The organism is Pseudomonas sp. FEN (assembly GCF_904067045.1).
Taxonomy (GTDB): Bacteria; Pseudomonadota; Gammaproteobacteria; order Pseudomonadales; family Pseudomonadaceae; genus Aquipseudomonas.
Genome location: NZ_CAJFDC010000012.1, coordinates 424392 through 445260, shown reverse-complemented (window position 1 = coordinate 445260; position 20869 = coordinate 424392). Strand labels below are relative to the sequence as shown.

The 20869-nt window shown below is 62.2% G+C and carries 20 protein-coding genes; 4 read left to right on the top strand and 16 right to left on the bottom strand.

Annotated elements, in window-relative coordinates; translation table 11 throughout:
* Positions 1-41: 41 nt before the first annotated feature.
* Both PFEN_RS14190 and PFEN_RS14185 read left to right on the top strand, forming a co-directional pair.
* Positions 42-1397: an HD domain-containing phosphohydrolase gene (locus tag PFEN_RS14190; protein ID WP_191487437.1), complete on the top strand. Its 1356-nt coding sequence runs from the start codon at positions 42-44 to the stop codon at positions 1395-1397.
* A gap of 4 nt (positions 1398-1401) precedes the next feature.
* A complete protein-coding gene (locus tag PFEN_RS14185) occupies positions 1402-1818 on the top strand; it encodes an NUDIX hydrolase (protein WP_191487436.1) in 417 nt (138 codons plus the stop codon).
* 91 nt (positions 1819-1909) lie between these two features.
* Here PFEN_RS14185 and metR read toward each other — a convergent pair whose 3' ends face one another.
* Entirely contained in the window at positions 1910-2827 is a 918-nt protein-coding gene (gene metR / locus PFEN_RS14180; protein WP_191487435.1) for a transcriptional regulator MetR, read from the bottom strand.
* 329 nt (positions 2828-3156) lie between these two features.
* On the opposite strand from metR, the gene PFEN_RS14175 reads away from it, so the two are divergent.
* A complete protein-coding gene (locus PFEN_RS14175; protein WP_191487434.1) occupies positions 3157-4149 on the top strand; it encodes an alpha/beta fold hydrolase in 993 nt (330 codons plus the stop codon).
* A gap of 156 nt (positions 4150-4305) precedes the next feature.
* Here the strand turns inward: PFEN_RS14175 and PFEN_RS14170 are convergent, their stop codons facing one another.
* From PFEN_RS14170 to PFEN_RS14145, 6 genes are read right to left on the bottom strand one after another with little or no spacing between them, the layout of a single operon-like run.
* Positions 4306-5703, bottom strand: a complete 1398-nt coding sequence (locus tag PFEN_RS14170; protein ID WP_191487433.1) for a sigma-54-dependent transcriptional regulator — start codon at positions 5701-5703, stop codon at positions 4306-4308.
* Entirely contained in the window at positions 5693-7486 is a 1794-nt protein-coding gene (locus PFEN_RS14165) for a sensor histidine kinase (protein WP_191487432.1), read from the bottom strand. The genes PFEN_RS14170 and PFEN_RS14165 overlap by 11 nt, the downstream gene beginning before the upstream one ends.
* Entirely contained in the window at positions 7486-8610 is a 1125-nt protein-coding gene (locus PFEN_RS14160; RefSeq protein WP_191487431.1) for a GNAT family N-acetyltransferase, read from the bottom strand. The genes PFEN_RS14165 and PFEN_RS14160 overlap by 1 nt, the downstream gene beginning before the upstream one ends.
* Before the next feature lie 10 nt (positions 8611-8620).
* On the bottom strand, positions 8621-9487 hold the full coding sequence (locus PFEN_RS14155) for an alpha/beta hydrolase (RefSeq protein WP_191487430.1): 867 nt from the start codon (positions 9485-9487) through the stop codon (positions 8621-8623).
* A complete protein-coding gene (locus PFEN_RS14150) occupies positions 9484-10878 on the bottom strand; it encodes an aspartate aminotransferase family protein (RefSeq protein ID WP_191487429.1) in 1395 nt (464 codons plus the stop codon). The genes PFEN_RS14155 and PFEN_RS14150 overlap by 4 nt, the downstream gene beginning before the upstream one ends.
* Positions 10871-11575 (bottom strand): MtnX-like HAD-IB family phosphatase, encoded by a 705-nt coding sequence (locus tag PFEN_RS14145; protein ID WP_191487428.1) that lies wholly within the window; start codon positions 11573-11575, stop codon positions 10871-10873. The genes PFEN_RS14150 and PFEN_RS14145 overlap by 8 nt, the downstream gene beginning before the upstream one ends.
* Before the next feature lie 231 nt (positions 11576-11806).
* Between PFEN_RS14145 and PFEN_RS14140 the strand changes: the two genes are divergently transcribed.
* Positions 11807-12580 (top strand): MipA/OmpV family protein, encoded by a 774-nt coding sequence (locus PFEN_RS14140; RefSeq protein ID WP_191487427.1) that lies wholly within the window; start codon positions 11807-11809, stop codon positions 12578-12580.
* Positions 12581-12667: 87 nt separating this feature from the next.
* Here PFEN_RS14140 and PFEN_RS14135 read toward each other — a convergent pair whose 3' ends face one another.
* From PFEN_RS14135 to PFEN_RS14095, 9 genes are all read right to left on the bottom strand, one after another.
* Positions 12668-13069, bottom strand: a complete 402-nt coding sequence (locus PFEN_RS14135) for an EamA family transporter (RefSeq protein ID WP_191487426.1) — start codon at positions 13067-13069, stop codon at positions 12668-12670.
* A 31-nt stretch (positions 13070-13100) separates the two neighbouring features.
* Positions 13101-13475, bottom strand: coding sequence for an EamA family transporter (locus PFEN_RS14130; protein WP_191487425.1), 375 nt, complete (start codon positions 13473-13475; stop codon positions 13101-13103).
* Between the two features lie 159 nt (positions 13476-13634).
* A complete protein-coding gene (locus tag PFEN_RS14125) occupies positions 13635-13964 on the bottom strand; it encodes a GlpM family protein (RefSeq protein ID WP_191487494.1) in 330 nt (109 codons plus the stop codon).
* Between the two features lie 24 nt (positions 13965-13988).
* A complete protein-coding gene (locus tag PFEN_RS14120) occupies positions 13989-15314 on the bottom strand; it encodes a sigma-54-dependent transcriptional regulator (protein WP_191487424.1) in 1326 nt (441 codons plus the stop codon).
* A complete protein-coding gene (locus tag PFEN_RS14115; protein ID WP_191487423.1) occupies positions 15311-17212 on the bottom strand; it encodes a sensor histidine kinase in 1902 nt (633 codons plus the stop codon). Before PFEN_RS14115 ends, PFEN_RS14120 begins: the two co-directional genes overlap by 4 nt.
* A gap of 232 nt (positions 17213-17444) precedes the next feature.
* The gene (locus PFEN_RS14110; RefSeq protein ID WP_191487422.1) at positions 17445-18179 is read right to left on the bottom strand and encodes an amino acid ABC transporter ATP-binding protein; all 735 of its coding nucleotides are present in this window, start codon (positions 18177-18179) and stop codon (positions 17445-17447) included.
* Positions 18176-18847 (bottom strand): amino acid ABC transporter permease, encoded by a 672-nt coding sequence (locus PFEN_RS14105; RefSeq protein WP_191487421.1) that lies wholly within the window; start codon positions 18845-18847, stop codon positions 18176-18178. The genes PFEN_RS14110 and PFEN_RS14105 overlap by 4 nt, the downstream gene beginning before the upstream one ends.
* Positions 18847-19593, bottom strand: a complete 747-nt coding sequence (locus PFEN_RS14100) for an amino acid ABC transporter permease (RefSeq protein ID WP_191487420.1) — start codon at positions 19591-19593, stop codon at positions 18847-18849. The genes PFEN_RS14105 and PFEN_RS14100 overlap by 1 nt, the downstream gene beginning before the upstream one ends.
* A 199-nt stretch (positions 19594-19792) precedes the next feature.
* Positions 19793-20707 (bottom strand): glutamate/aspartate ABC transporter substrate-binding protein, encoded by a 915-nt coding sequence (locus tag PFEN_RS14095; RefSeq protein WP_191487419.1) that lies wholly within the window; start codon positions 20705-20707, stop codon positions 19793-19795.
* Positions 20708-20869 lie beyond the last annotated feature (162 nt).

Sequence of the window (20869 nt, the reverse complement as noted above, 5' to 3'; positions counted from 1 at the left end):
AGGTCCCTGGATCAAAGCCCCACGCAGACATGAGGTGCTCCATGGATGAATCCACAGTTGATGTCGTGATCAAACCCCGTGTCCTGCTGGTCGACGATGAAGAGTCGATCCTCAATAGCTTGCGTCGTTTGCTGCGTAGCCAGGGTTACGAACTGTTCCTGGCCGACAGTGGCGCCCGAGCCCTGGAAATCATGGAGCAGCAGCCCATCGACCTGGTGATCAGCGATGCGCGCATGCCGAACATGGACGGCGCCAGCCTGCTGGCGCGTATTCATGAGCTGTATCCGGCCTGCCTGCGGATCCTGCTGACCGGTTATGCCGACATGGACATGATCATCAAGGCGATCAACGAAGGGCGGATCTACCGCTACATCAGCAAACCCTGGAACGATGAAGAGCTGCTGTTGACCATCACCCAAGCGCTGGCCTTCCAGCATTCGGAACGTGAGCGCCAGCGTCTGCAGGTGTTGGTCCGGGAGCAGAACCGGCAGTTGCAGTCGCTCAACGCCACCCTGGAAAAGCGCGTGGTCGCGCGTACCAGCGAGGTCCAGCAGACCGCCGACATGCTCGACCTGGCCTACGAGGAGCTCAAGCGTAGCTACGCGGTCACGGCCGAGGTGTTTTCGCGGATGGTCGAGTGGCGCCTGCCAAAAGACAAACAGACCAACCGGGCGATCATCGATCTGGTCAAGGTCTACTGCAAGACCCATGTCATGAATGAAGCGGTCAGTCGCGACATGGCCATGGCCGCGGCCCTGCACAACATCGGCAAGATGAGCTGGACCGACAGCATGATGGGCGCGCCGGCCGACCTGTTGCACCACACCGATCGCGAACGTTACCGAGGTTATCCGAAGCAGAGCGAGTCGCTGTTGATGACGCTGGAGCCGATGCAGGATGCGGCCCGGCTGATCCTGCATCATCAGGAGCGCTGGGATGGCAGCGGGTTTCCCGATCATCTCAGGGGCGAGGCGATCCCCCTGGGGTCGCGGGTGCTGAAACTGGCGGTGGACTTCATCGAGTTGCAGCGCGGCCTGATTCTCGAGCGGCAGATGAACAGCGACGAGGCCCTGATATTCATTCGCAAGTACGCTGGCAAGCTCTACGATCCGGGATTGGTCGAGGACTTCGTCAAGGTCTGCTCCGAGTACCTGAACGATGTGACCCTGGGCGACCCGTCGGTCAAGGTCCTGGGCACCCGCGAATTGGCGGCGGGCATGATCCTGGCGCGCAACCTCAATGCCGATAACGGCATGCTGCTGCTCAACGCTGGCAAGCTGCTCAGCGCGGCTCTGGTGGAGAAGCTGATTGCCTTCGAATCCATGGAGGGCGCCAGGTACAGTGTGTTCGTCAAGATTCCGGAGGAAGTACAGGCGTTGCTGGAACGGACCGAATAACACCATGACTGCCAAAACCATCCGCATCGCCGCCGCCCTGTTGATCGGCCCCGACGGCCGTACCCTGTTGGTACGCAAACGCGGCACCCGGGCCTTCATGCAGCCGGGCGGCAAGATCGAAGCCGGCGAGCAGCCGGTGCATGCCCTGGCCCGTGAGCTCGAAGAGGAGTTGGGCTTGCTCATCGACACGGCTGCTGCGACCTACCTTGGCCAGTTCGCGGCCCCGGCGGCTAACGAGCCGGGTCACGAAGTGCTGGCCGAGCTGTTCCGGGTGAACAGTGGCGCGGCGCTGGCGCCCGCCGCCGAGATCGAAGAGGTGGTGTGGATCGATCCCGCAGGCGATGGCGGCCTGTTGCTCGCGCCATTGACACGGGATCTGATCCTGCCGTTCCATCGAGCCTCTCTGGTGACCGCCGTCTGAGGTCCTTCGACCAGGGACTGCTGTCGTGTCTGCTGCTTGAACCGCATGCTGCGCCGTGGCGTTGGCGCCGGTGTGCCGATGCCAGGAGGCTTCAGCGCACCGCGCTGACCCCGTCAAGCGTCGAGAACGAGGTGTCCTTGGCCGTCAGCAGGAAATCGCGCATGTATGGCGCATCCAGCATGTCGGTGCGGATCGCCGCATACAGCGTGGCGAACAGGCCTTTCTCCCCCAGCCGCTTGGCCTTGACGTAACCACGCGCGCTGTATTCGTGCAGCGCCCAGTGCGGCATGCCGCAGACACCGCGTCCGCTGGCTACCAGTTGCATCATCATCACCGTCAGCTCGGAAGTTCGCACTTGCGCCGGCTCGATGTCCGCAGGCTCCAGGAAGCGGGTGAAGATATCCAGTCGGTCGCGCTCCACCGGGTAGGTGATCAGGGTTTCCTTGAGCAGGTCCTCGGGCACGATGTAGGGCTTGTTGGCCAGCACATGTTGATTGGCTACCGCCAGCATGGCTTCGTAGGTGAATAGTGGCACGTAGGTGATGCCCGCCAGTTCCACCGGGTCGGAGGTCACCACCAGGTCCAGGTCGCCACGCGCCAGGGCCGGCAGCGGGGCAAAGGAAAATCCCGAGGCCAGGTCCAACTCGACTTCCGGCCAGGCATCGCGGAACTGGTCGATGGTTGGCATCAGCCACTGGAAGCAACTGTGGCATTCGATCGCCATGTGCAGGCGCCCGGCGGTGCCGCCGGCCAGGCGCGCGATATCCCGCTCCGCCGCGCGCAGCAGCGGCAGGGTGGCGTCCGCCAGTTGCAGCAGGCGCAGTCCGGCGCTGGTAAAGCGCACCGGCTTGGTCTTGCGCGCGAACAGTGGCAGGCCCATGCGCTCTTCCAGTTCCTTGAACTGGTGGGACAGGGCCGACTGGGTCAGGTGCAGGCGCTCGGCGGCTTCCACCAGGCTGTCGGCCTCACGCAGGGCGTGAAGGGTTTTCAAGTGACGGATTTCCAGCACCTGGGGCTCCATGAGTAAATTTTGTGAATGGCGGTTGGGGGATGAGTTTGTCTCATGTTGCCCTGGCTGTCGACAAGAGTGCTATCGCTTGCTTGACGCGAACCCGTAGGCGCCAGCTTGCGGGCGACGCGATCCAATAGTCGACATTGTGCTCGCCTGGACAATTGCCATCGTCAGCAAGCCCCCACAATGTCCATGTCGGCCTGGGAATTCGTCTACGCAGGCAGCGCTTGGCAATCTTCATCAAACTGTCACTGAACTGTGGCAGCGCCATTGAACAAATAACATCAAACTCGCGCCTCAATGGGGTTCTGCGTTTCGGTGTTTTCATGCGTTTAGTAATTTTCCTGGCCGCACTGCTGTTCGGCCTGCCGTCTTTTGCGGCTTCAAGATGTGATGTCAATGTTCCGACCGAGCGGGTCGATCTGGATAGCGTCAGCCTGGCCTACCAGAGTATCGGGCGGGCCTCGGATCCAGCCTTGCTGCTGGTCATGGGCCTGGGGGGGCAGTTGATCCACTGGCCCGACGAAGTGGTGGTCGCGCTCTGCCAGCAGGGTTTCCGGGTGATTCGCTATGACAATCGCGATGTCGGCCTGTCCACCTGGCGTCAGCCCCCGGCCAGCGCCAATCTGACCTTCGAAGTGCTGCGCTACAAGCTCGGCCTGCCGGTGGCGGCGCCTTACACCCTGACCGATATGGCCGGCGATGCCCTGGGCCTGATGGATGCGTTGCAGATCCAGCAGTTCCATGTGCTTGGCGCCAGTATGGGCGGGATGATCGCCCAGCACCTGGCCGCGATGGCACCGCAGCGGATCGAGAGCCTGACCCTGGTCATGACCAGTTCCAGTGCCGAGGGTCTGCCGGCGCCGAGTGCCGCGCTGGTGCAGTTGCTGTCCCGGCGTGGCGCGCCGAACCGCGAGGTGGCGATCGAGCAGCAGGCGGACCTGTTGGCCGCCCTCGGCAGCCCCACGGTCCGTGATGACCGGCGCAAGCTGTTGCAGCAGGCGGCGGTCGCCTATGACCGGGCTTTCAACCCCGAGGGGGTGAAGCGTCAGATCATGGCGATTCTCGCCGAGCCGAGCCGCGTGCCGTTGCTCAATCAACTGCGGGTGCCGACCCTGGTGGTCCATGGCACGGCCGATCCGTTGTTGCCGGTGATGCACGGGGTGCACTTGGCGGCGCATATCCAGGGCAGTCAACTGGTGCTGATTCCAGGGCTGGCCCATCGGTTCCAGGAGGCATTCAAGGCGCCGTTACTGGCGGCGGTGCTGCCGTACCTGCGTCTGCATCAGGGCGATGTCAGTCGTTGGGCGCAGCTCTGAAGGGCGCGCGTCATTGCGGCCAACTCCGTCCTCCGTCCTGTAGGAGCAGCCGGTCGACGCTCGATTGCTCGCGAAGGGGCCCTTGAGGCCGCTAAAAGCTTCGCTGGCAAGCCAGGCTACAGGTTAAGCGGTGTTTTCCACATCGCCGTTCAGAGGTCAGCGGATGATCTTGTCGACGTGGATCGCCAGCTTCTTCAGGCGATACCAGAAGCTGCGTTCGGAAATCCCGATCAACTGCGCTGCCGCTGCCTGCACGCCATTGCTTTCCTGCAGGGCCGCGAGGATATAGGCCTTCTCCACGTCCGCCAGGGCCGCATCGAGGTCTTTCGGTAAGCCGGGGGCCACGCCGGGCAGTGGCGCGACGCTGCTCTGCGGCGGCGTCGATTCGAACAGATAAGCCGGCAAGTCCGTCACTTCGATCATGTGGCCGGCCGCGACGATGGTCGCCCGCTCCACACAGTTTTGCAGTTCGCGGATGTTGCCCGGCCACGGGTAGTTGAGCATTGCTTGCAAGGCCTGCGGGCTGAAACCATCGATACGTTTACCGGCCGTGGCGCCCAGGGTGTGGGCGAAATGCCGGGCCAGCGGGGCGATGTCCTCGACCCGCTCGCGCAGGGCGGGCAGGGGAATCGGGAAGACGTTCAGACGGTAATACAGGTCTTCGCGAAACTCCTTGTCGGCCACGGCTTGCAGCAGGTTCTTGTTGGTCGCGGCAATTACCCGCACGTCGACCTTGCGCTCGCGCGGATCGCCCACCGGTTCGATGATCCGCTCCTGCAGCGCACGAAGGATCTTGGCCTGCAACGCCAGCGGCATGTCACCGATTTCATCGAGAAACAGGGTGCCCTTGTCGGCCTGCATGAAGCGTCCGACCCGGTCCGACACGGCCCCGGTAAAGGCCCCCTTGCGATGGCCGAACATCTCGCTTTCCAGCAAGCCTTCGGGAATCGCCGCGCAGTTGACCGCGACAAACGGCATGTCGGCGCGGTTGCCGTGTTTGTGGATGGCCCGGGCGACCATTTCCTTGCCGGTACCGCTCTCGCCGGTCAGCAGGATGGTGGCGTTGCTCTCACGCACCGAGTCCACGGCTTGCAGGACCCGGCGGAAGGTCGGACTGTCGCCCACCAGGCTGTCGATCTGCTGGTGCTCTTCGAGTTCGGCGCGCATGCGTGCGTTGTCCCGCAGGATGTCGCGAAACTGCAGGGCTTTGTTGACGGTGATGTCCAGCTCGTCGATGTCGAAAGGCTTGGCGATATAGTCGAAGGCGCCGTTGCGCATTGATTGCACGGCATTCTTCACGGTGCTGTAGGCGGTCATCACGATGACCGGCAGCTGCGGGAAGCGCAGCTTGACCTCTGCCAGCAACTGCGGCCCGTCCATGCCCGGCATGCGCCAGTCGCTGATGACCAGGTCGATGTCTTCCTGTTCCAGCACCACCAGCGCTTCCAGGCCGTTGCCGGCGGTAAAGACCTGGATATCGTTCTGGCTCAGCGCCGAGCTCAGCAGGTCGCAGAGCTTGGGCTCGTCATCGACCACCAGGACGTTATGCGTCATCTTCTTCTTCCTCATCCTCGTGGTCCAGGTTGCCGCCATGGGCCGGAATGTACAGGTTGAAGGTCGCGCCGGCATCTTTTTCGCTGATGCACTCGATCCGCCCGTCATGGTTCTCCATGATCGAATAAACCTTCGCCAGGCCCAGGCCGGTACCCGAGGCCTTGGTGGTGACGAACGGCGTGAAAATACGTTCGATCATGTCCGGCTCGATGCCCTGTCCCGTGTCGGAAACACTGATGATGGTGTAGTGCGAGTCCTTGGCGATGCCGAGGGTCAGGCGCCCGCCCTTGGGCATGGCGTCGATGGCATTGAGGATCAGGTTCAGGCAGGCCTGTTTCAACTGCCGGGAGTCGGCATACAGGGTGGCGCCCGGTGCCTGATCGTCGATCTGCGCGTCGATATTGTGGGTTGCCAGTTCCGGTGCGCAGAACCCGAGGACTTCCTCGGCCAGCTCCCGCGCCGGGTAGAGCGCGCGAATCGGTGCGCTGGGCTTGGCAAAATCGAGGAATTCGGTGATCAGGTCGTTGATCCGCGAGACTTCGCTGATCACGTATTCCAGATGTCGTTTATCGGTGTCCGGCAGGTTGGCCCGACGGTGCAGCAACTGGGTGGCGGTCTTGATGATGCCCAGCGGGTTGCGGATTTCGTGGGCCAGGCCCATGGCGACTTCGCCCAGGGCGTGCAGCCGGTCACGGCGGCGCAACTGGGCTTCGAGGTGATGCAGCTCACCCAGGCGTTCGGTCATATGGTTGAAGGTATGGCTCAGCTCCGCCAGCTCATCGCTGCCGATCACCGCGATGCGCTTGCTGTAGTCGCCGGAAATGACCGCGCCGACGCCATCGGCCAGGCCGCGCAAGGGCAGGGTCAGGCGCCGCGAAACCAGCCAGCCGGCACTCAGCGACAGCGCCGAGCCAAGCATGAAGATCAGGATGAACAGGTTGCTCTGGTTGACCAGGCCGACCAGGCTGGTATGCCGCAACAGACCACTGAAGATTACCCCCTGCAGCTCACCGGTATCGTTGAAGATCGGCCAGTACAGGCCACTGTAGCGGTTGGTGAAGACTTCGCTGGGTTGGCGGGTTTCACGCAGGGTTTCGGTGATGCTCTCAGGCATGTTGCTGGGGCGATCCTCGAAGCGCTGGGTGGAGAATATTTCGGAAAACCCCTGGGGGTTGGCCAGGTACAGGCGCAGGTCCAGGGAATGCACGTCGGCGACACTGTTGAGGAAGCCGTTGTCCAGGTAGGTCGCGATGATCATCTGGTAGTCGACGCCGTCCTGGGTGGTGTCGAAGGTCGAGACCACCACGCCGGTGGTCACGCCCGAGATCTGGATGGTCTGCAATACGGCATTGGGCGCGGTGCTGATCTGCGAGACGATGTCATCGGGTTGGGTGGTGAACACCACCTTGTGATCCTGGCTGCGCACCAGCGCGACCAGGTCGATGCCCATGGCATCGGCGATATCGGCGGTCAACTTGTCATGCTTGGCGGCCCGGCGTGAGCTGGGCGGACGGGTGTAGAGCAGGAACAATTGCGCGACCCGGGCGTTAGAACGCTTGATCTCGCTGATTTCATCCTTGACCACCTTGGTCGACTCTTGCAGCCAGATGCGCACGTTGCTGTCGAAAATCTCCGACAGGGTGGTGGCTGCCAGCTCCGCGGCGATCATGGTCGGCACCACGCTGACCAGCCAGAACGCCAGCAACAATTTACGTTGCACGCTCCAGCGCGAGATCGAGAAGGGGCGGCGTCGTTTACGGCGGCGTTCTGGCGTGTTGGTCATCAAGTTTCGCTTATCGCAGCAGACATGGCAGGGTCGAATCGATCCGGGCGAACCAACAATTTGACCCCTCTGAGGACATTGTTGACCAGCCAGTTGCGATGATGGAAAAACATGTTGTTGCCCTGGAAGTTGCAGCCCAGGCGAATCTTGCTGGCGTAACCGGCCTGCCCGGATTCGTAGAGGGGGATTTCGTGGCGAATGCAGTACTCGACATTGGCCAGCCAGTTGCGGAAATAGAGAGTGGGTTCACGGCTTTGGTTCACCTCATGACCGAAAAATTTGTCGATCAAGCGTTCGCCGTCGAACAGCACCAGGTTGAACGCCACCAGCCGGTCGCCGGCCCAGTACAGGACACAGGCCGCGCGCTCATCCATGTGTGCGAGCACGTTGCTGAAGTAACCCGCCGGCAGCCGTTCGAATTGCAGTTCGCTGCGCGCCAGTGTCGCCTGGTACAGGTCCATGATCCGTGGCAGTACATCGTCGATGTTGCGGCGCCATTCGATCCGCGGTCCGGGGGCCCGCAGCTTGCGCCGCAGGTCCTTGCGGGTGGTCTTGTCCAGGGTACCCAGATAGGCGTCGATGGAGCCGAACGGGATGGGCAGCAGGGCGCTGGGCAGGCTGGGCATCACCTGGTAGCCGGCGGCCTTGCAACTGCGGCTCCAGTCATTGTCCAGGCTCGGCGCGTCCTTGACGGCGATCAGGCGGATACCCAGGTGCCGGGCGTCATCGCGGGCCAGCGCCAGCAGTTGGTCGAGCAAGGCCTGGCGCCGTTCTACCGCGACATGGCTGGCCGTTCCGACCGTGCAACGCTCCGCCACGGGCGAGCCGATGGCGTAGAGCGGAAATTCGAGTACACCGGGCAGGCATCGATTGATCCAGCCGGTGATGCGCTTGACCAAGCCCTGCACTGTGGTGTCGAGCTTGTAAGAGGTAATGAAGGCGGGGGCGACCGCCAGCAGACGACCGTCTTCGAACAGGGCCAGGTAGCGCCATTCGAAGTCTTCGATGCCGGCTTTCTCCACCGCCAGGTAGTACTCCCAATTCTCCAGTACACCGACAAAGCAATCGTTCCAGGCGTTACGGTCGATAGCCTCGATGGTCGAGAAGGCTTGGGCGCTGATCACGGGGCTTTCCTCAGGCCTGTTGCCGCTGTACTTCAGGCTCGCTCGAGACGCCGCTCAGGCGCTCGACATAGTCGGCGCTCAGCTCGATCACTTCCTTGTATTGCAGGTCGACAGTGATCATGTGATAGCAGTTGTCGAGCATGACCTTGGTGACCGGGCCGCCCAGGTGCCGCTCGACGTAGTCGGCGTTCCACGGGCTGGTGATATCGTCCTCGACGGAGTGGATCACCAGGGCTGGGGTCTTGATCGAGGGCATGCGCCGCATGACCACGGCGTTCATCCGGTGCAGTTCGCGCACGGTGATGCCTTCCATGGTCAGCAACCCGGCATCGCTGCTCTGGCCGGCCTTCATCTGGCGCTCGACGATGGCCCGCAGGCGTTCGTTCTTGATGCCGTACGGTGGCTTTTCCTCGAAACGACAGATGTGCACGCCGAACGGAATCTTCATCAACAATGGCGTGAGGAACGCCAGTTTGTGGATGCTCCAGCCGTCGTAGCGCAACGTTGTCGAATACATCAGCAGTCCGGCGATCTGCCCCGGATGCTCGGAGGCCATGTACATGGACATCACCGCGCCCATGGACAAGCCGCCGACGAAAACTTGTTCGTGGCGCTGTTTCACCGCCACGAAGGTCTTGCGTACGCCTTCATACCAGTCCAGCCAGCCGGTGGCTTGCAGGTCTTCGTTACCGCCGCAGTGCCCGGCCAGGGTTGGCACGTAAACCGTGCAGTTGCCCTTCTTGGCCAGGCCCTGGGCCACCCGACGGAGTTCCGTCGGGGTGCCGGTCAGGCCGTGGATCAACAAGATCCCGACCGGACCCGAGCCGAGTACGAAGCCGGCATCGCCTTCGCCCAGATCGATAGGTGTCATGTTCACCGCTTCATGGCTCGGTTCAGCAGTTGCTCGAGCAGTTTCAGGCCCAGGTCGATTTCCGGGTAGCTGATTTCCAGCGACGGCGCCAGGGTGATCACGTTCTTGTAGTAGCCGCCCACGTCGAGGATCAGGCCGAGTTTCTGACCGTCAACCACCATGTCGCCCTTCATGCCTTCCTCGACCATATAGTCCAGGGTCGCCTTGTCCGGGGTGAAGCCGTCGGCGGTGCAGATTTCGCAGCGCAGGGCCAGGCCCAGGCCATCGACGTCGCCGATGATCGGGAAGCGTTTCTGCAGCTCTTGCAGGCCTTCGAGGAAGTACTTGCCCTTGGCCATGACCATGGCGCCGTAGTCGACTTCGCTGGTCATCTTGAACATTTCCAGACCTACCGCGGTACCCAGTGGGTTCGAGGCGAAGGTCGAGTGGGTGGAGCCTGGTGGGAAGATCTTCGGGTTGATCAGCTCTTCACGGGCCCAGATGCCGCCCAGCGGGTTCAGGCCGTTGGTCAGCGCCTTGCCGAAGACGATCACGTCCGGCTTGACGTCGAAGTGTTCGATCGACCACAGCTTGCCGGTACGCCAGAAACCCATCTGGATTTCGTCGACGACCATCAGGATGCCGTGCTGGTCGAGGACCTGCTTCAGTTCGCTGTAGAAGTTCATCGGCGGGATAACGTAGCCGCCGGTGCCCTGGATCGGCTCGACGTAGAACGCGGCGTATTCGCTGGAACCGACTTTCGGGTCCCAGACACCGTTGTATTCGGTTTCGAACAGACGGGCGAACTGCTGCACGCAGTGGCTGCCGTATTCTTCCTTGGTCATGCCTTTCGGGCCGCGGAAGTGGTACGGGAACGGGATGAACTGCGCGCGCTCGCCGAAGTGGCCGTAGCGGCGACGGTAGCGGTAGCTCGAAGTGATCGAGGACGCGCCCAGGGTACGGCCGTGGTAGCCGCCTTCGAAGGCGAACATCAGGCTCTTGCCGTTGCTGGCGTTACGCACGACTTTCAGCGAGTCCTCGATGGACTGCGAACCGCCGACGTTGAAGTGCACGCGACCGTCGAGGCCGAATTTGTTCTTGGCGTCGACCGCGATCATTTCCGACAGTTCGATCTTGCCTTTGTGCAGGTACTGGCTGGCGATCTGCGGCAGGGTGTCGATCTGTTGCTTCAGGGCGTTGTTCAGACGTGGGTTGGCGTAGCCGAAGTTGACCGCCGAGTACCACATTTGCAGGTCGAGGTAGGCCTGGTCTTCGGTGTCCCAGACGTAGGAACCTTCGCAGCGGCTGAAAATGCGTGGTGGTTCGATGTAGTGAACTGTATCGCCGTAGGAGCAATATTTGGCTTCTTTTTCCAGAAGCACCTGGTCTTCGGCTGTAGCGATACGAATATCAGACATGGTGGAAGAGTTCCTGTTGTTCAAGATCGATAGAGAAGGTGCCGGCGTTCGCCGCGATTTCGTTCGGCAGCAGGGCCAGCAGGGCCGGCAGCTCGGCGAAGGAATCGAAGCGCGCGTAAGGAATATTGTTGCGTTCGCAATGTTCGGCCAGGCGGCCCTTGGCGAAGACGAAGTCGGCGGTGCCGGCCACGCACATGTCCGATTGACCGTCGCCGATCACCAGGATGCGCTTGCCCTTGGGCGCGGACTTGCATTTGCAGTTGCCGGAGGCGGCGCGGCAAGCGTCGCTGGAATACGGGAAATCGATGCGCCAGCTATTGTGATCGACCTGGCGCAGGCGGTTGGCGAGAATCGGCAACAAGGTCACGTAGTTGCGCGAGAGGACTCGCGCGATGCCTTGCTCGATACCGTCGCTGACCACTTCGATGGAAGCGCCCAGGCCCATGACATGATCGACGAAGTCCGGGAAGTCCGGGTCGATATCGATGGTGTCGAAGTACGCCAGCAGGTCGGCTGGCGAGGCCTTGACCAGCGCCAATTGGCGGCTGAGGCATTCGCGCGAACCGATATGACCGTCCAGCCATTCTTGCTCGATGCTTTCCCAGCTCGGGTCGGCGAAACGCTCGAGAATGTTGTCGATCGCGTCGGTGCGGGAGATGGTCCCATCGAAGTCACACACGATATGCCAGTGCATCATCTGCTTGTACCTGTTGGATAAGAGCGCACACTGCGCATGCCGTAGCGCAGAGCATGGAGTGTGCCAAGTGCTCGAATCCGCTATTCTTATCGAATATCCCCTCTCTGCATGTATTGGATTCAATACAGCAAGCTACAAAAAATGTAGCTTGCTACAAACAACATCAGTGCTTGCCTACAAAAAAGCGTGCTTATGATCACGTAAGGCATGTATCGACAAGGACTCTTTTTCATGAATCGGTTGACTCCCTCATTGCTGCTTGCCGGCCTGTTTTCCCTGGGCGGTCTGGTTCCAGCCGTCATGGCCGACGAGGGGATTACCGGACAGTTGGGGGCCGGGCTGGGCTATCTACCCTATGACCCCTCGGGCAGCCGCTATGAAGTGGTGCCGCTGCCGTATGTGGATCTGGACTGGGGCGATGTCAGCCTCAGTGGCGATGACGGCCTGAGCTGGGCGGCGTTCAGGGCCAATGGTTTTAATGCCGGGCCTTTTGCCAGCTACCTCACGGGGCGGGTGTCCAATGGCTCGTTGCGCGGTTTGCGTGATGTGCCGGACATGGTCGTGGCGGGCGGTTACGTGGAATACGCGCCGGATGACTTCTGGCGGCTCTTCGTCGCACTGGGCAGTGCCGTCGGCGGCGGTGGCGGCCAGGGTGGCCTGTCGGGGCGTTTGGGGGGCGAGCTGGGCTATCCGCTGGGCACGGGAATTATCGGCCGCAGCAACATCACCGCGCACTTTGCCGATGAGCGCCAGGCCCAGACCTTCTTCGGCGTCAGTGCCCAGGAGGCGCGGGCTTCGGGAATCAGCCAGTACCATGTTGGCGGTGGCTTCCAGAATCTGACCCTGACCCAGAGCTTTGCCTTCCCGCTGGGTGGCAACTGGTCGCTGATGACCAGTGCCAGCTGGATTCATCTGGTGGGCTCGGTGGCGGACAGCAGCATCGTCAAACAGCGCGGCGACAACAACCAGCGCCAGGTCCAGACGGCGATCAGCTACAAGTTCTGAGGTCGGACCTTCCCCCTTGGGAGCGCCGCTCGATACTCGATACTCGATTGTCGGCGATGGCGGTGTCACGTTCAGCGCCATCGCTGGCTAGTTCTTCTCACCCTCGGCCAGCAATGCAATCCCGCCAATGATCACCGCCACCCCGATCCAGTGCAGCAGGCTGATCTGTTCGTTCAGTCCCAGCCAGGACGCCAGCAGCACCGCGACAAACACCAGCGAACTCAGCGGAAACGCCAGCGACAACGTGCTGCGCCGCAGAATCAGCATCCAGACGAAAAACGCTCCGATATAACAACTCACTGCCGCCCAGACCCCGGGGTTGAGCAGCACCGCGTGGAGCCATTGCAGGCTGAAATCCGTCTGCCCCAACAGGTCGCCACCGATTTTGGAGGCGATCTGCCCGCCGCTTTCGCAAGCGATCAGCAAGGCCCAGAGCACGATGGTGCCGAAACGCCCATGCAGCCAGTCGATGTGTTTTGCACCGCTCATCAACAATTTCCTTCGAACATGAATGGAGCCCTCAAGCGCCGGAAATGGCTACCAGCATCACGCCAGCCGTGATCACCAGGGTGCCGAGCCAGCGGCGGCGGCTGACGGTTTCGCCCAGCACCACCTTGCCGACCAGCACCACGCCGCAATAGGCCAGGGCCCCGATGGGAAACACCAGGCTCAACGGTGCCCGGGACAGGGCTTCGATCCAGACAAAGAACTCGATGACATAGGCGCCGATCCCGCACCACAGCAGGGGGGCATTGAAGACCTGGCCCCAGAAGGCCGTCAGCCTGAAGCCACCGTCCAGCTCTGGCAAGCGGTCCAGGCCCATCTTGAAACAGAGTTGGCCGATCACGTCCAGGACAACGGAAAAAAGTACCAGCAAAATAACGCCAAGGGACACGGAAACAGCTCCTAGAACAACATGATCAACGCCTCATCGGGCGCCGAATCGCGCCGCCGCTCGGCGTCGGTGAAAAGCACACAGCGTAAGGACTTTGCCGGTGAATGCAAAGGGCGGGCCAGCACAGGGCGGCCGAGCTGTCCGGGCCGTGACCGCGACTCAGGCGTGAAAACGCAGCCAGAGGCTGACCAGCACGCTGGCCGCGACCAACCAGGCCAGTACCGCCAGCGCCAGCGATGCTTCGAGGCGCAGCCGGTCCACCAGTACATACAGCGTCGCCAGGTAGATGAAGTAGGGGATGATCGACCACATGCCGAACAGGATGGTGGTCTTCAGATCATCGATCGAGCGTCCCTTGCCGACGATGTAGTGCGCGATCAGAGCAAAGGTCGGGAACAGCGGTACCAGTCCGGCAATGTAGTAGTTGCGGGTTTTCGACAGGGCCGCCAGCAGCACCACGACCAGCGCGCCGAGCGCGGCCTTCAACAGTAAATCCATCGTGCTTGCCCGCCGTCAGTGACTCAAACCGTATTTCTTGACCTTGTCGAACAAGGTGGTCTTGGCCATGCCCAGCTCCTGGCTGGCCTGGGTCAGGTTACCGCCGCTGCGTTGCAGGGCATCGTTCAGCAGGTTGCGCTCGAACGCCTCCACCGCTTCGGCAAAGCCCAGTCCGCCGCCGCTGGGCGCACCGGCTTTCTTGAAGGCCGGCAGGCCCAGGGCGAAACGTTCGGCGACGTTGCGCAGTTCGCGCACATTGCCCGGCCAATCGTGGCTCAAGAGGTTGGACAAGGTCTGGTTGTCCAGCTCCGGCACGGCGCGGTCGAAACGCAGGGAGGACTGCTGCAGGAAGTGCTCGAACAATTGCAGGATGTCCTCGCGCCGCTCGCGCAGGGGCGGCAGCTCCAGGGTCACCACGTTCAGCCGGTAATACAGGTCGCTGCGAAATTCGCCGGCGCGGCCCAGTTCGTCGAGGTCGGACTTGGTGGCGGCGATGACCCGGCAATCGACGGCCACGCTCTGGTTCGAGCCCAGGCGTTCCAGCGTGCGTTCCTGCAACACCCGCAGCAATTTGATCTGCAAGGGGATCGGCATGCTTTCCACCTCGTCGAGGAACAGCGTGCCGCCATGGGCGTGCTCGATCTTGCCGATACGCCGTTTGCCGGCGCCAGTGAAGGCGTTGGCTTCATGGCCGAAGATTTCGCTTTCGAACAGGTTCTCCGGCAGCCCGCCGCAGTTGAGGGCGACGAACTGTTGCGACTGGCGTCGGCTGAAGTCATGCAGGCAACGGGCAACCAGTTCCTTACCGGTACCGGTCTCGCCTTCGATCAGCACGTTGGCCGAGGTGTCGGCGACGTTGGCGATCAGTTCCCGCAGGTTCTGCATAGCCGGCGAGCGCCCGATGATCCGCCCTTCCAGCGAGTCGCGCTCGGCCAGTTGCCGGCGTAGCGACCAGACCTCACGGGCCAGGCCGCGCTGTTCGAGGGCGCGACGGGCGACGTCGACCAGGCGCTCCGGCGAAAAGGGTTTTTCCATGAAGTCATAGGCGCCGTTGCGCATCGCGCCGACGGCCATGGAGATATCGCCGTGGCCGGTGATCAGCACCACCGGCAGGCTGCGGTCGCGGGCCTTGAGTCGGGTCAGCAGTTCCAGGCCGTCGATGCCCGGCAGGCGGATGTCGCTGATGACGATGCCGGGGAAGTTGTCGCCGATCCGCGCCAGGGCTTCTTCGGCGCTGCCGACACCTTCGCTGGGGATATCTTCCAGGGACAGTGCCTGCTGGCAGCCGAGCAGGACATGCGGGTCGTCTTCGACAATCAGGACAGTGAGGTCGTTATTCATATCGGCTCGGCCTTGGCAGGGGGAACCCGCGGTAAAGTGAGGACGAAGGCGGTGCCGCCACTGCCGGGGTGCTCGACCCCTAAGTGGCCGCTGGCCGCCGCCGCGAGGCTGGCGGAGAGGGTCAGGCCCAGGCCCAGGCCCTGTTCTCCCGGCTTGGTGGTGAAAAAGGGCTCGAACAGGTGCTTGCGCGCCGCCGGTTCGATACCGTGTCCGTTGTCGCGCACCCGCAGGCGGTATTTGCCCTCGACGAAGTCACCCTCCAGCCATAGCTCGGGCAGGGGCTGGGACTGCATGGCATCGAGGGCATTGCCGATCAGGTTGACCAGGATCTGCTCCAGGCGGGTCTGGTCGATGGCCAGTTGCACGTCGTCGAAGTCGCGATGGACTTCCAGGTGCAGGGTTTCGACCCGACTGCCGAGGACCTGCAAGGCGGCGTCGATGGCCTTGCCCAGGCTCGACTCGCCCTTGTCGTCGCCGCGCCGGGCAAAAGCGCGCAGGCTGGCGGTGATCCGGCCCATGCGGTCGATCAGATCGTTGATGGTGCGCAGGTTGGTGCTGGCGGTGTCCAGTTCGCCACGCTCGAGAAAGCGCACGGTGTTGCCGGACAAGGTCCGCAGCGCCGCCAGTGGCTGGTTGAGTTCATGGGCGATGCTGGTGGACATCTGGCCGATGGCGGCCAGCTTGCCGGCCTGGACCAGTTCGTCCTGGGCGTGGCGCAGGGTTTCCTCGGCCTGGCGCCGTTCGCGGATCTGGTCCTTGAGCCGCTCGTTGCTGGCACGCAGGTCGGCGGTGCGCTCGGCAATGCGGCGCTCCAACTGGCTGTTGGCTTCCTGCAAGGCTTCGCGGGCGGCCAGGCGGGTGGCGATGACCTTGCGCCGTTCATTCCAGGCGATCAGCAGGAAGGCGACCAGGGCGAAGGCCACGGCCACCAGGATGCCCTGGTTGGCGGCCTCGCGGCGCAGGTCCTGCAGGGGGGTGAGCAGGGTGAAGTGCCAGGGGGTGTCGCTCAGGCGTCGGGTCTGGGCCAGGTAACTGACGCTGTCGCCGTCCTTGGCCAGTTCCGTATTGGCCGGGAAGGTCAGGGTTTCCACGCCTTCGGCCAGGCGTTCGCGGGCCAGGGGTTGCAGCTCGTTCAGCGGCCACCAGTAATATTGCAGGCTGCGGGCCAGGCGCTCCTTGATCTCCGGGGTCAGCGGGCGCACGGACTTGAGACGCCGGGCCGGGTCGCTGGAGAGGATGATGATGCCGTTCTCGTCACTGACGAAGGCTTCCAGGCGGGCCCGTTGCCAGCGTTCTTCAAGGGCTTCGAGGCGCACCTTGATCACCGCCACGCCGATGATCTTGCCGTGTTCTTCCAGGCCATGGGCCAGGTAATAGCCAGGCTCGCCGCTGGTGCTGCCGATGCCGTAGAAACGTCCTGGCAGGCCGCGCACGGCGTCCTGGAAGTAGGCGCGAAAGGACAGGTCTTCGCCGAGGTAGCTGTCGGCGTCGCGCCAGTTACTGGTGGCCAACACCCGGCCGGTGGTGTCCAGCACATAGATGGCCCGGCTGCGACTGCGGCGGTTCAGGCCTTCGAGGTAATCGTTGACGGTTTGTCGGTGTTCGGCGTCTGGCTCCTTGAGCAGGGCCGAGACACTGGATTCAAGCTCCAGTAGGCTGGGCAGGTAGGTGTACTTGCTGATCTCGCTTTCGACGGTCCGGGCGTGCAGCTCCAGCTGGCGTTCGCCGTTTTCGCTGAGGGTGCGGATGCCATAGTGTTCGCTGACGCGATAGCCGACGTAGCCCAGGCCGATCATCAGCAGGACGATCAGCGGCGGCACGAACAGTTGGCGGATCAGGCGGGGTTTCACGGCGAGTGAGGGCGGCGTCGCGCGATAGAGGTTGGGGTCGCATTTCATCACGTTTGCCTTGGGTCAACCAGATCGTATTTCTTGTGGAAAAATGATCGGGGTTTACGCATAACCCGTGGGGGCAGCGCTTGTGTGGGAGCGGAGCTTGCCGAGAGGCCGCGAAGGCGACCTTGAGATCGCTAAAAGCTTCGCGGGCAAGCTCCGCTCCCATACAAGCTCCGCTCCCACAATGTTGTCCGTTCCCATGCCTCTATGGCGTTGCGATGGGAGCGGTGTCGTTTCAGTGCTGCAGGATCTTGTCGAGGAACTGCTGCGCACGTTCCGAACGGGCACTGATGTCGCCGAAGAACTCGTCCTTGTTGCAGTCCTCGATGATCTTGCCCTGGTCCATGAAGATCACGCGGCTGGCGACCTTGCGCGCAAAGCCCATTTCGTGGGTCACGCACATCATGGTCATGCCTTCCTGGGCCAGCTGTACCATCACGTCGAGCACTTCATTGACCATTTCCGGGTCGAGGGCGGAGGTCGGTTCGTCGAACAGCATCACCACCGGGTCCATCGCCAGGGCCCGGGCAATCGCCACGCGCTGTTGCTGGCCGCCGGAAAGTTGCCCCGGGTGCTTGTGGGCATGAGCCGACAGACCGACGCGATCGAGCAGTTGCAGGCCTTTCTTGGTCGCTTCTTCCTTGCTGCGGCCGAGGACCTTGATCTGCGCGATGGTCAGGTTTTCGGTAATGGTCAGGTGCGGGAACAGCTCGAAATGCTGGAACACCATGCCCACCCGCGAACGCAGTTTCGGCAGGTTGGTCTTCGGGTCGGCGATGGAGGTGCCGTCGACCACGATGTCGCCTTTCTGGAAGGGTTCCAGGGCGTTCACGCATTTGATCAGGGTCGACTTGCCCGAGCCCGAGGGGCCGCAGACCACCACCACTTCGCCCTTGCTGACCTCGGTGCTGCAATCGGTCAGCACCTGGAAGTCGCCATACCACTTGTTGATGTTCTTGATAGAGATCATACGGCAAACCTTTTTTGCAGACGCTTGACCAGCAGCGAGGCGGCAAAGCTGATTGTGAAGTAGACCAGACCCGCGAAGATCAGGAATTCATTGGAGCGGCCGATGATGTCGCCGCTGGAGCGCGAGGCGTTGAGGAAGTCCACCAGGCCCACGGTGTAGACCAGCGAAGTGTCCTGGAACAGGATGATGCTCTGCTGCAACAGCAGCGGGGTCATCTTGCGGAATGCCTGGGGCAGGATGATCAGGCGCATGGTCTGGCCATAGCTCATGCCCAGGGCCTGGGCGGCCCCCATCTGGCCCTTGGGGATCGACTGCACGCCCGCGCGGACGATTTCGCAGAAGTACGCCGCTTCGAACATCATGAAGGCCACGATGCAGGAGGCGAACGCACCGATCGGCGTGTCTTCGCCGGTAATCCAGCGCAGGACGAACGGTACCGCCAGGTAGAACCAGGTGATCACCAGCAGCAGCGGGATCGAGCGGAAGTAATTGACGTAGGCGCCGGCGATATTGGACAGCAGCTTGTTCGAAGACAAGCGCATCAAGGCCAGGAGCGTGCCGATGATCAGGCCGCCAATGACGCCCAGCACCATCAGTTGCAGGGTCATCAGCATGCCGTTCCACAGGCCTGGAATGGCCGGGACGATGCCACTGAAATCGAAGTCCATTATTTACCCCCCACGGAGATCAGGCCGGGCACCGCGACTTTCTTCTCCACCAGGCGCATCAGCAGCATCAGGCTCATGTTCAGGGTGAAGTAGATCAGTGTCGCCAGGGTGAAGGCTTCGAACAGGTTGGCGGAGAACTCGGCGGTCTGCTTGGTCTGCGCGAGCAGTTCCATCAGGCCGATCAGCGAGGCCACCGAGGAGTTCTTGAAGACGTTGAGGAATTCCGAGGTGAGCGGCGGAATGATGATCCGGTAGGCTTGCGGCAGCAGCACGTTCCAGTAGATCTGCGGCAGCTTGAAGCCCATGGCGCGGGCCGCGGATTCCTGGCCGCGGGGCAGCGCCTGGATCCCGGTGCGCACCTGTTCGCAGACCCGGGCGGCGGTGAACAGGCCCAGGCAGACCACGACGCTCAGGTAGGCCGAGGTGGTCGGGTGCAGGTCCTGCTTGTACCAGTCTTGCAGGTTTTGCGGCAGCAGGTCGGGTATCAGGAAGTACCAGACGAACAGTTGCACCAGCAGCGGCACGTTGCGAAAGACTTCCACGTAAACGGTGGCGATGCCCGCGACCACGCGGTTCGGTACGGTGCGCATCACGCCCAGCAGCGAGCCGAGGAGCAGCGCAACGATCCAGGCCACGACGGCGATGGCGATGGTCCAGCCCAGCCCGGAGATGTACCAGTCGAGATAGGTCTCGCTGCCCACGCCGGTGGACTTGAAGAACACGCCCCAGTCCCAGTTGTAATTCATTCGGGTCTCCCCTTGGATCAATCAATGGTCACGCACGTGCTTCCCGGGACTCCGCCCCGCCTGACAGGGTCAGTCAGGCACACGCGCACCGCTCGCGGTCCGAGTGTCTTTCCCATCTCAATAGAAGAAGCCAGTACAGCAGATGTCAACCGGCTCCCGAGGCCGCGTTCGCGCCAGCGGGAGCCGGGTCAGCGGTGAGTCAGAGCTTTTTTTCCGGCGCCGGCTTGTCGTTCGGATTGGCCAGCAGCGCCTTGAGCTCGTCACTCATCGGGAAGTTCAGGTTCAGGCCCTTTGGCGGAATCGGCTGGGTGAACCACTTGGCGTAGATCTTGTCGATCTCGTGGGATTTGTAGAGCCCGACGATGGCGTCATCCACGGCTTTCTTGAACGCCGGGTCGTCCTTGCGGACCATGCAGCCATAGATTTCGTAGGATTGCGCCGTACCGGTCACCGCCCAGTCGTCGGGCTTCTTGGCCTTGGCCATTTCCCCGGCGAGCAGCGCGTCGTCCATCATGAAGGCCACGGCGCGGCCGCTTTCGAGCATGTTGAAGGCCTCGCCATGGTCCTTGGCGGAGATCACGTTCATGCCCATCTGCTTGTCGGCGTTCATCGACTTGAGGATGCGTTCGGACGTGGTGCCGGCGGTGGTCACGACGTTCTTGCCCTTGAGGTCTGCGAAGTCCTTGTAGGGGGAGTCCTTCTTCGACAGCAGGCGCGTACCGATTTCGAAGATGCCGACCGAGAAGTCCACTTGTTGGGCGCGTTCGGCGTTGTTGGTGGTGGAGCCGCACTCGACGTCGACGGTGCCGTTCTGCACCAGCGGGATGCGGGTCTGGGAAGTCACCAGGTTGTACTTGACCTTGAGTTCCGGCAGGCCGAGATCTTTCTTGATGCCGTCGACGATGGCCAGTTGGATGTCGTGGGCGTAGCCCACTGGCTTGCCGGAGGCATCCGCGATGTAGGAGAAGGGGATGGAGCTGTCGCGATGCCCGAGGGTGATGGTACCGGAGTCTTTGATCTTCTTCAGGGTGCCGGTCAGTTCAGCGGCGAAAACTGGAGTACTGATCAGAGCAACAGCGATAGCTGCGCCCAGAAGCTGGGGAACGATGCGCATCAGATGATTTCCTCGAGATTGTTTTTCTTATGGAGCCGGTCAGCCGACTCTCGGGTACTTCGAACCGCTCATAGGGCCCAAGGGACGGCTTGAGCATTCGTTACAGAGTCTAGAGCACGACTCGTGCCAGGCTCGGGGGTTTGGTTTTAGCTGTTGATTTTA

What these genes read in the sequence shown, in the direction of transcription:
- PFEN_RS14190 (WP_191487437.1), top strand. Translation starts at nt 42, where the DNA reads ATGGATGAATCCACAGTTGATGTCGTGATCAAACCCCGTGTCCTGCTG.
- PFEN_RS14185 (WP_191487436.1), top strand. Translation starts at nt 1,402, where the DNA reads ATGACTGCCAAAACCATCCGCATCGCCGCCGCCCTGTTGATCGGCCCC.
- PFEN_RS14175 (WP_191487434.1), top strand. Translation starts at nt 3,157, where the DNA reads ATGCGTTTAGTAATTTTCCTGGCCGCACTGCTGTTCGGCCTGCCGTCT.
- PFEN_RS14170 (WP_191487433.1), bottom strand. Translation starts at nt 5,703, where the DNA reads ATGACGCATAACGTCCTGGTGGTCGATGACGAGCCCAAGCTCTGCGAC.
- PFEN_RS14165 (WP_191487432.1), bottom strand. Translation starts at nt 7,486, where the DNA reads ATGACCAACACGCCAGAACGCCGCCGTAAACGACGCCGCCCCTTCTCG.
- PFEN_RS14150 (WP_191487429.1), bottom strand. Translation starts at nt 10,878, where the DNA reads ATGTCTGATATTCGTATCGCTACAGCCGAAGACCAGGTGCTTCTGGAA.
- PFEN_RS14145 (WP_191487428.1), bottom strand. Translation starts at nt 11,575, where the DNA reads ATGATGCACTGGCATATCGTGTGTGACTTCGATGGGACCATCTCCCGC.
- PFEN_RS14140 (WP_191487427.1), top strand. Translation starts at nt 11,807, where the DNA reads ATGAATCGGTTGACTCCCTCATTGCTGCTTGCCGGCCTGTTTTCCCTG.
- PFEN_RS14135 (WP_191487426.1), bottom strand. Translation starts at nt 13,069, where the DNA reads ATGAGCGGTGCAAAACACATCGACTGGCTGCATGGGCGTTTCGGCACC.
- PFEN_RS14120 (WP_191487424.1), bottom strand. Translation starts at nt 15,314, where the DNA reads ATGAATAACGACCTCACTGTCCTGATTGTCGAAGACGACCCGCATGTC.
- PFEN_RS14115 (WP_191487423.1), bottom strand. Translation starts at nt 17,212, where the DNA reads ATGAAATGCGACCCCAACCTCTATCGCGCGACGCCGCCCTCACTCGCC.
- PFEN_RS14110 (WP_191487422.1), bottom strand. Translation starts at nt 18,179, where the DNA reads ATGATCTCTATCAAGAACATCAACAAGTGGTATGGCGACTTCCAGGTG.
- PFEN_RS14105 (WP_191487421.1), bottom strand. Translation starts at nt 18,847, where the DNA reads ATGGACTTCGATTTCAGTGGCATCGTCCCGGCCATTCCAGGCCTGTGG.
- PFEN_RS14100 (WP_191487420.1), bottom strand. Translation starts at nt 19,593, where the DNA reads ATGAATTACAACTGGGACTGGGGCGTGTTCTTCAAGTCCACCGGCGTG.
- PFEN_RS14095 (WP_191487419.1), bottom strand. Translation starts at nt 20,707, where the DNA reads ATGCGCATCGTTCCCCAGCTTCTGGGCGCAGCTATCGCTGTTGCTCTG.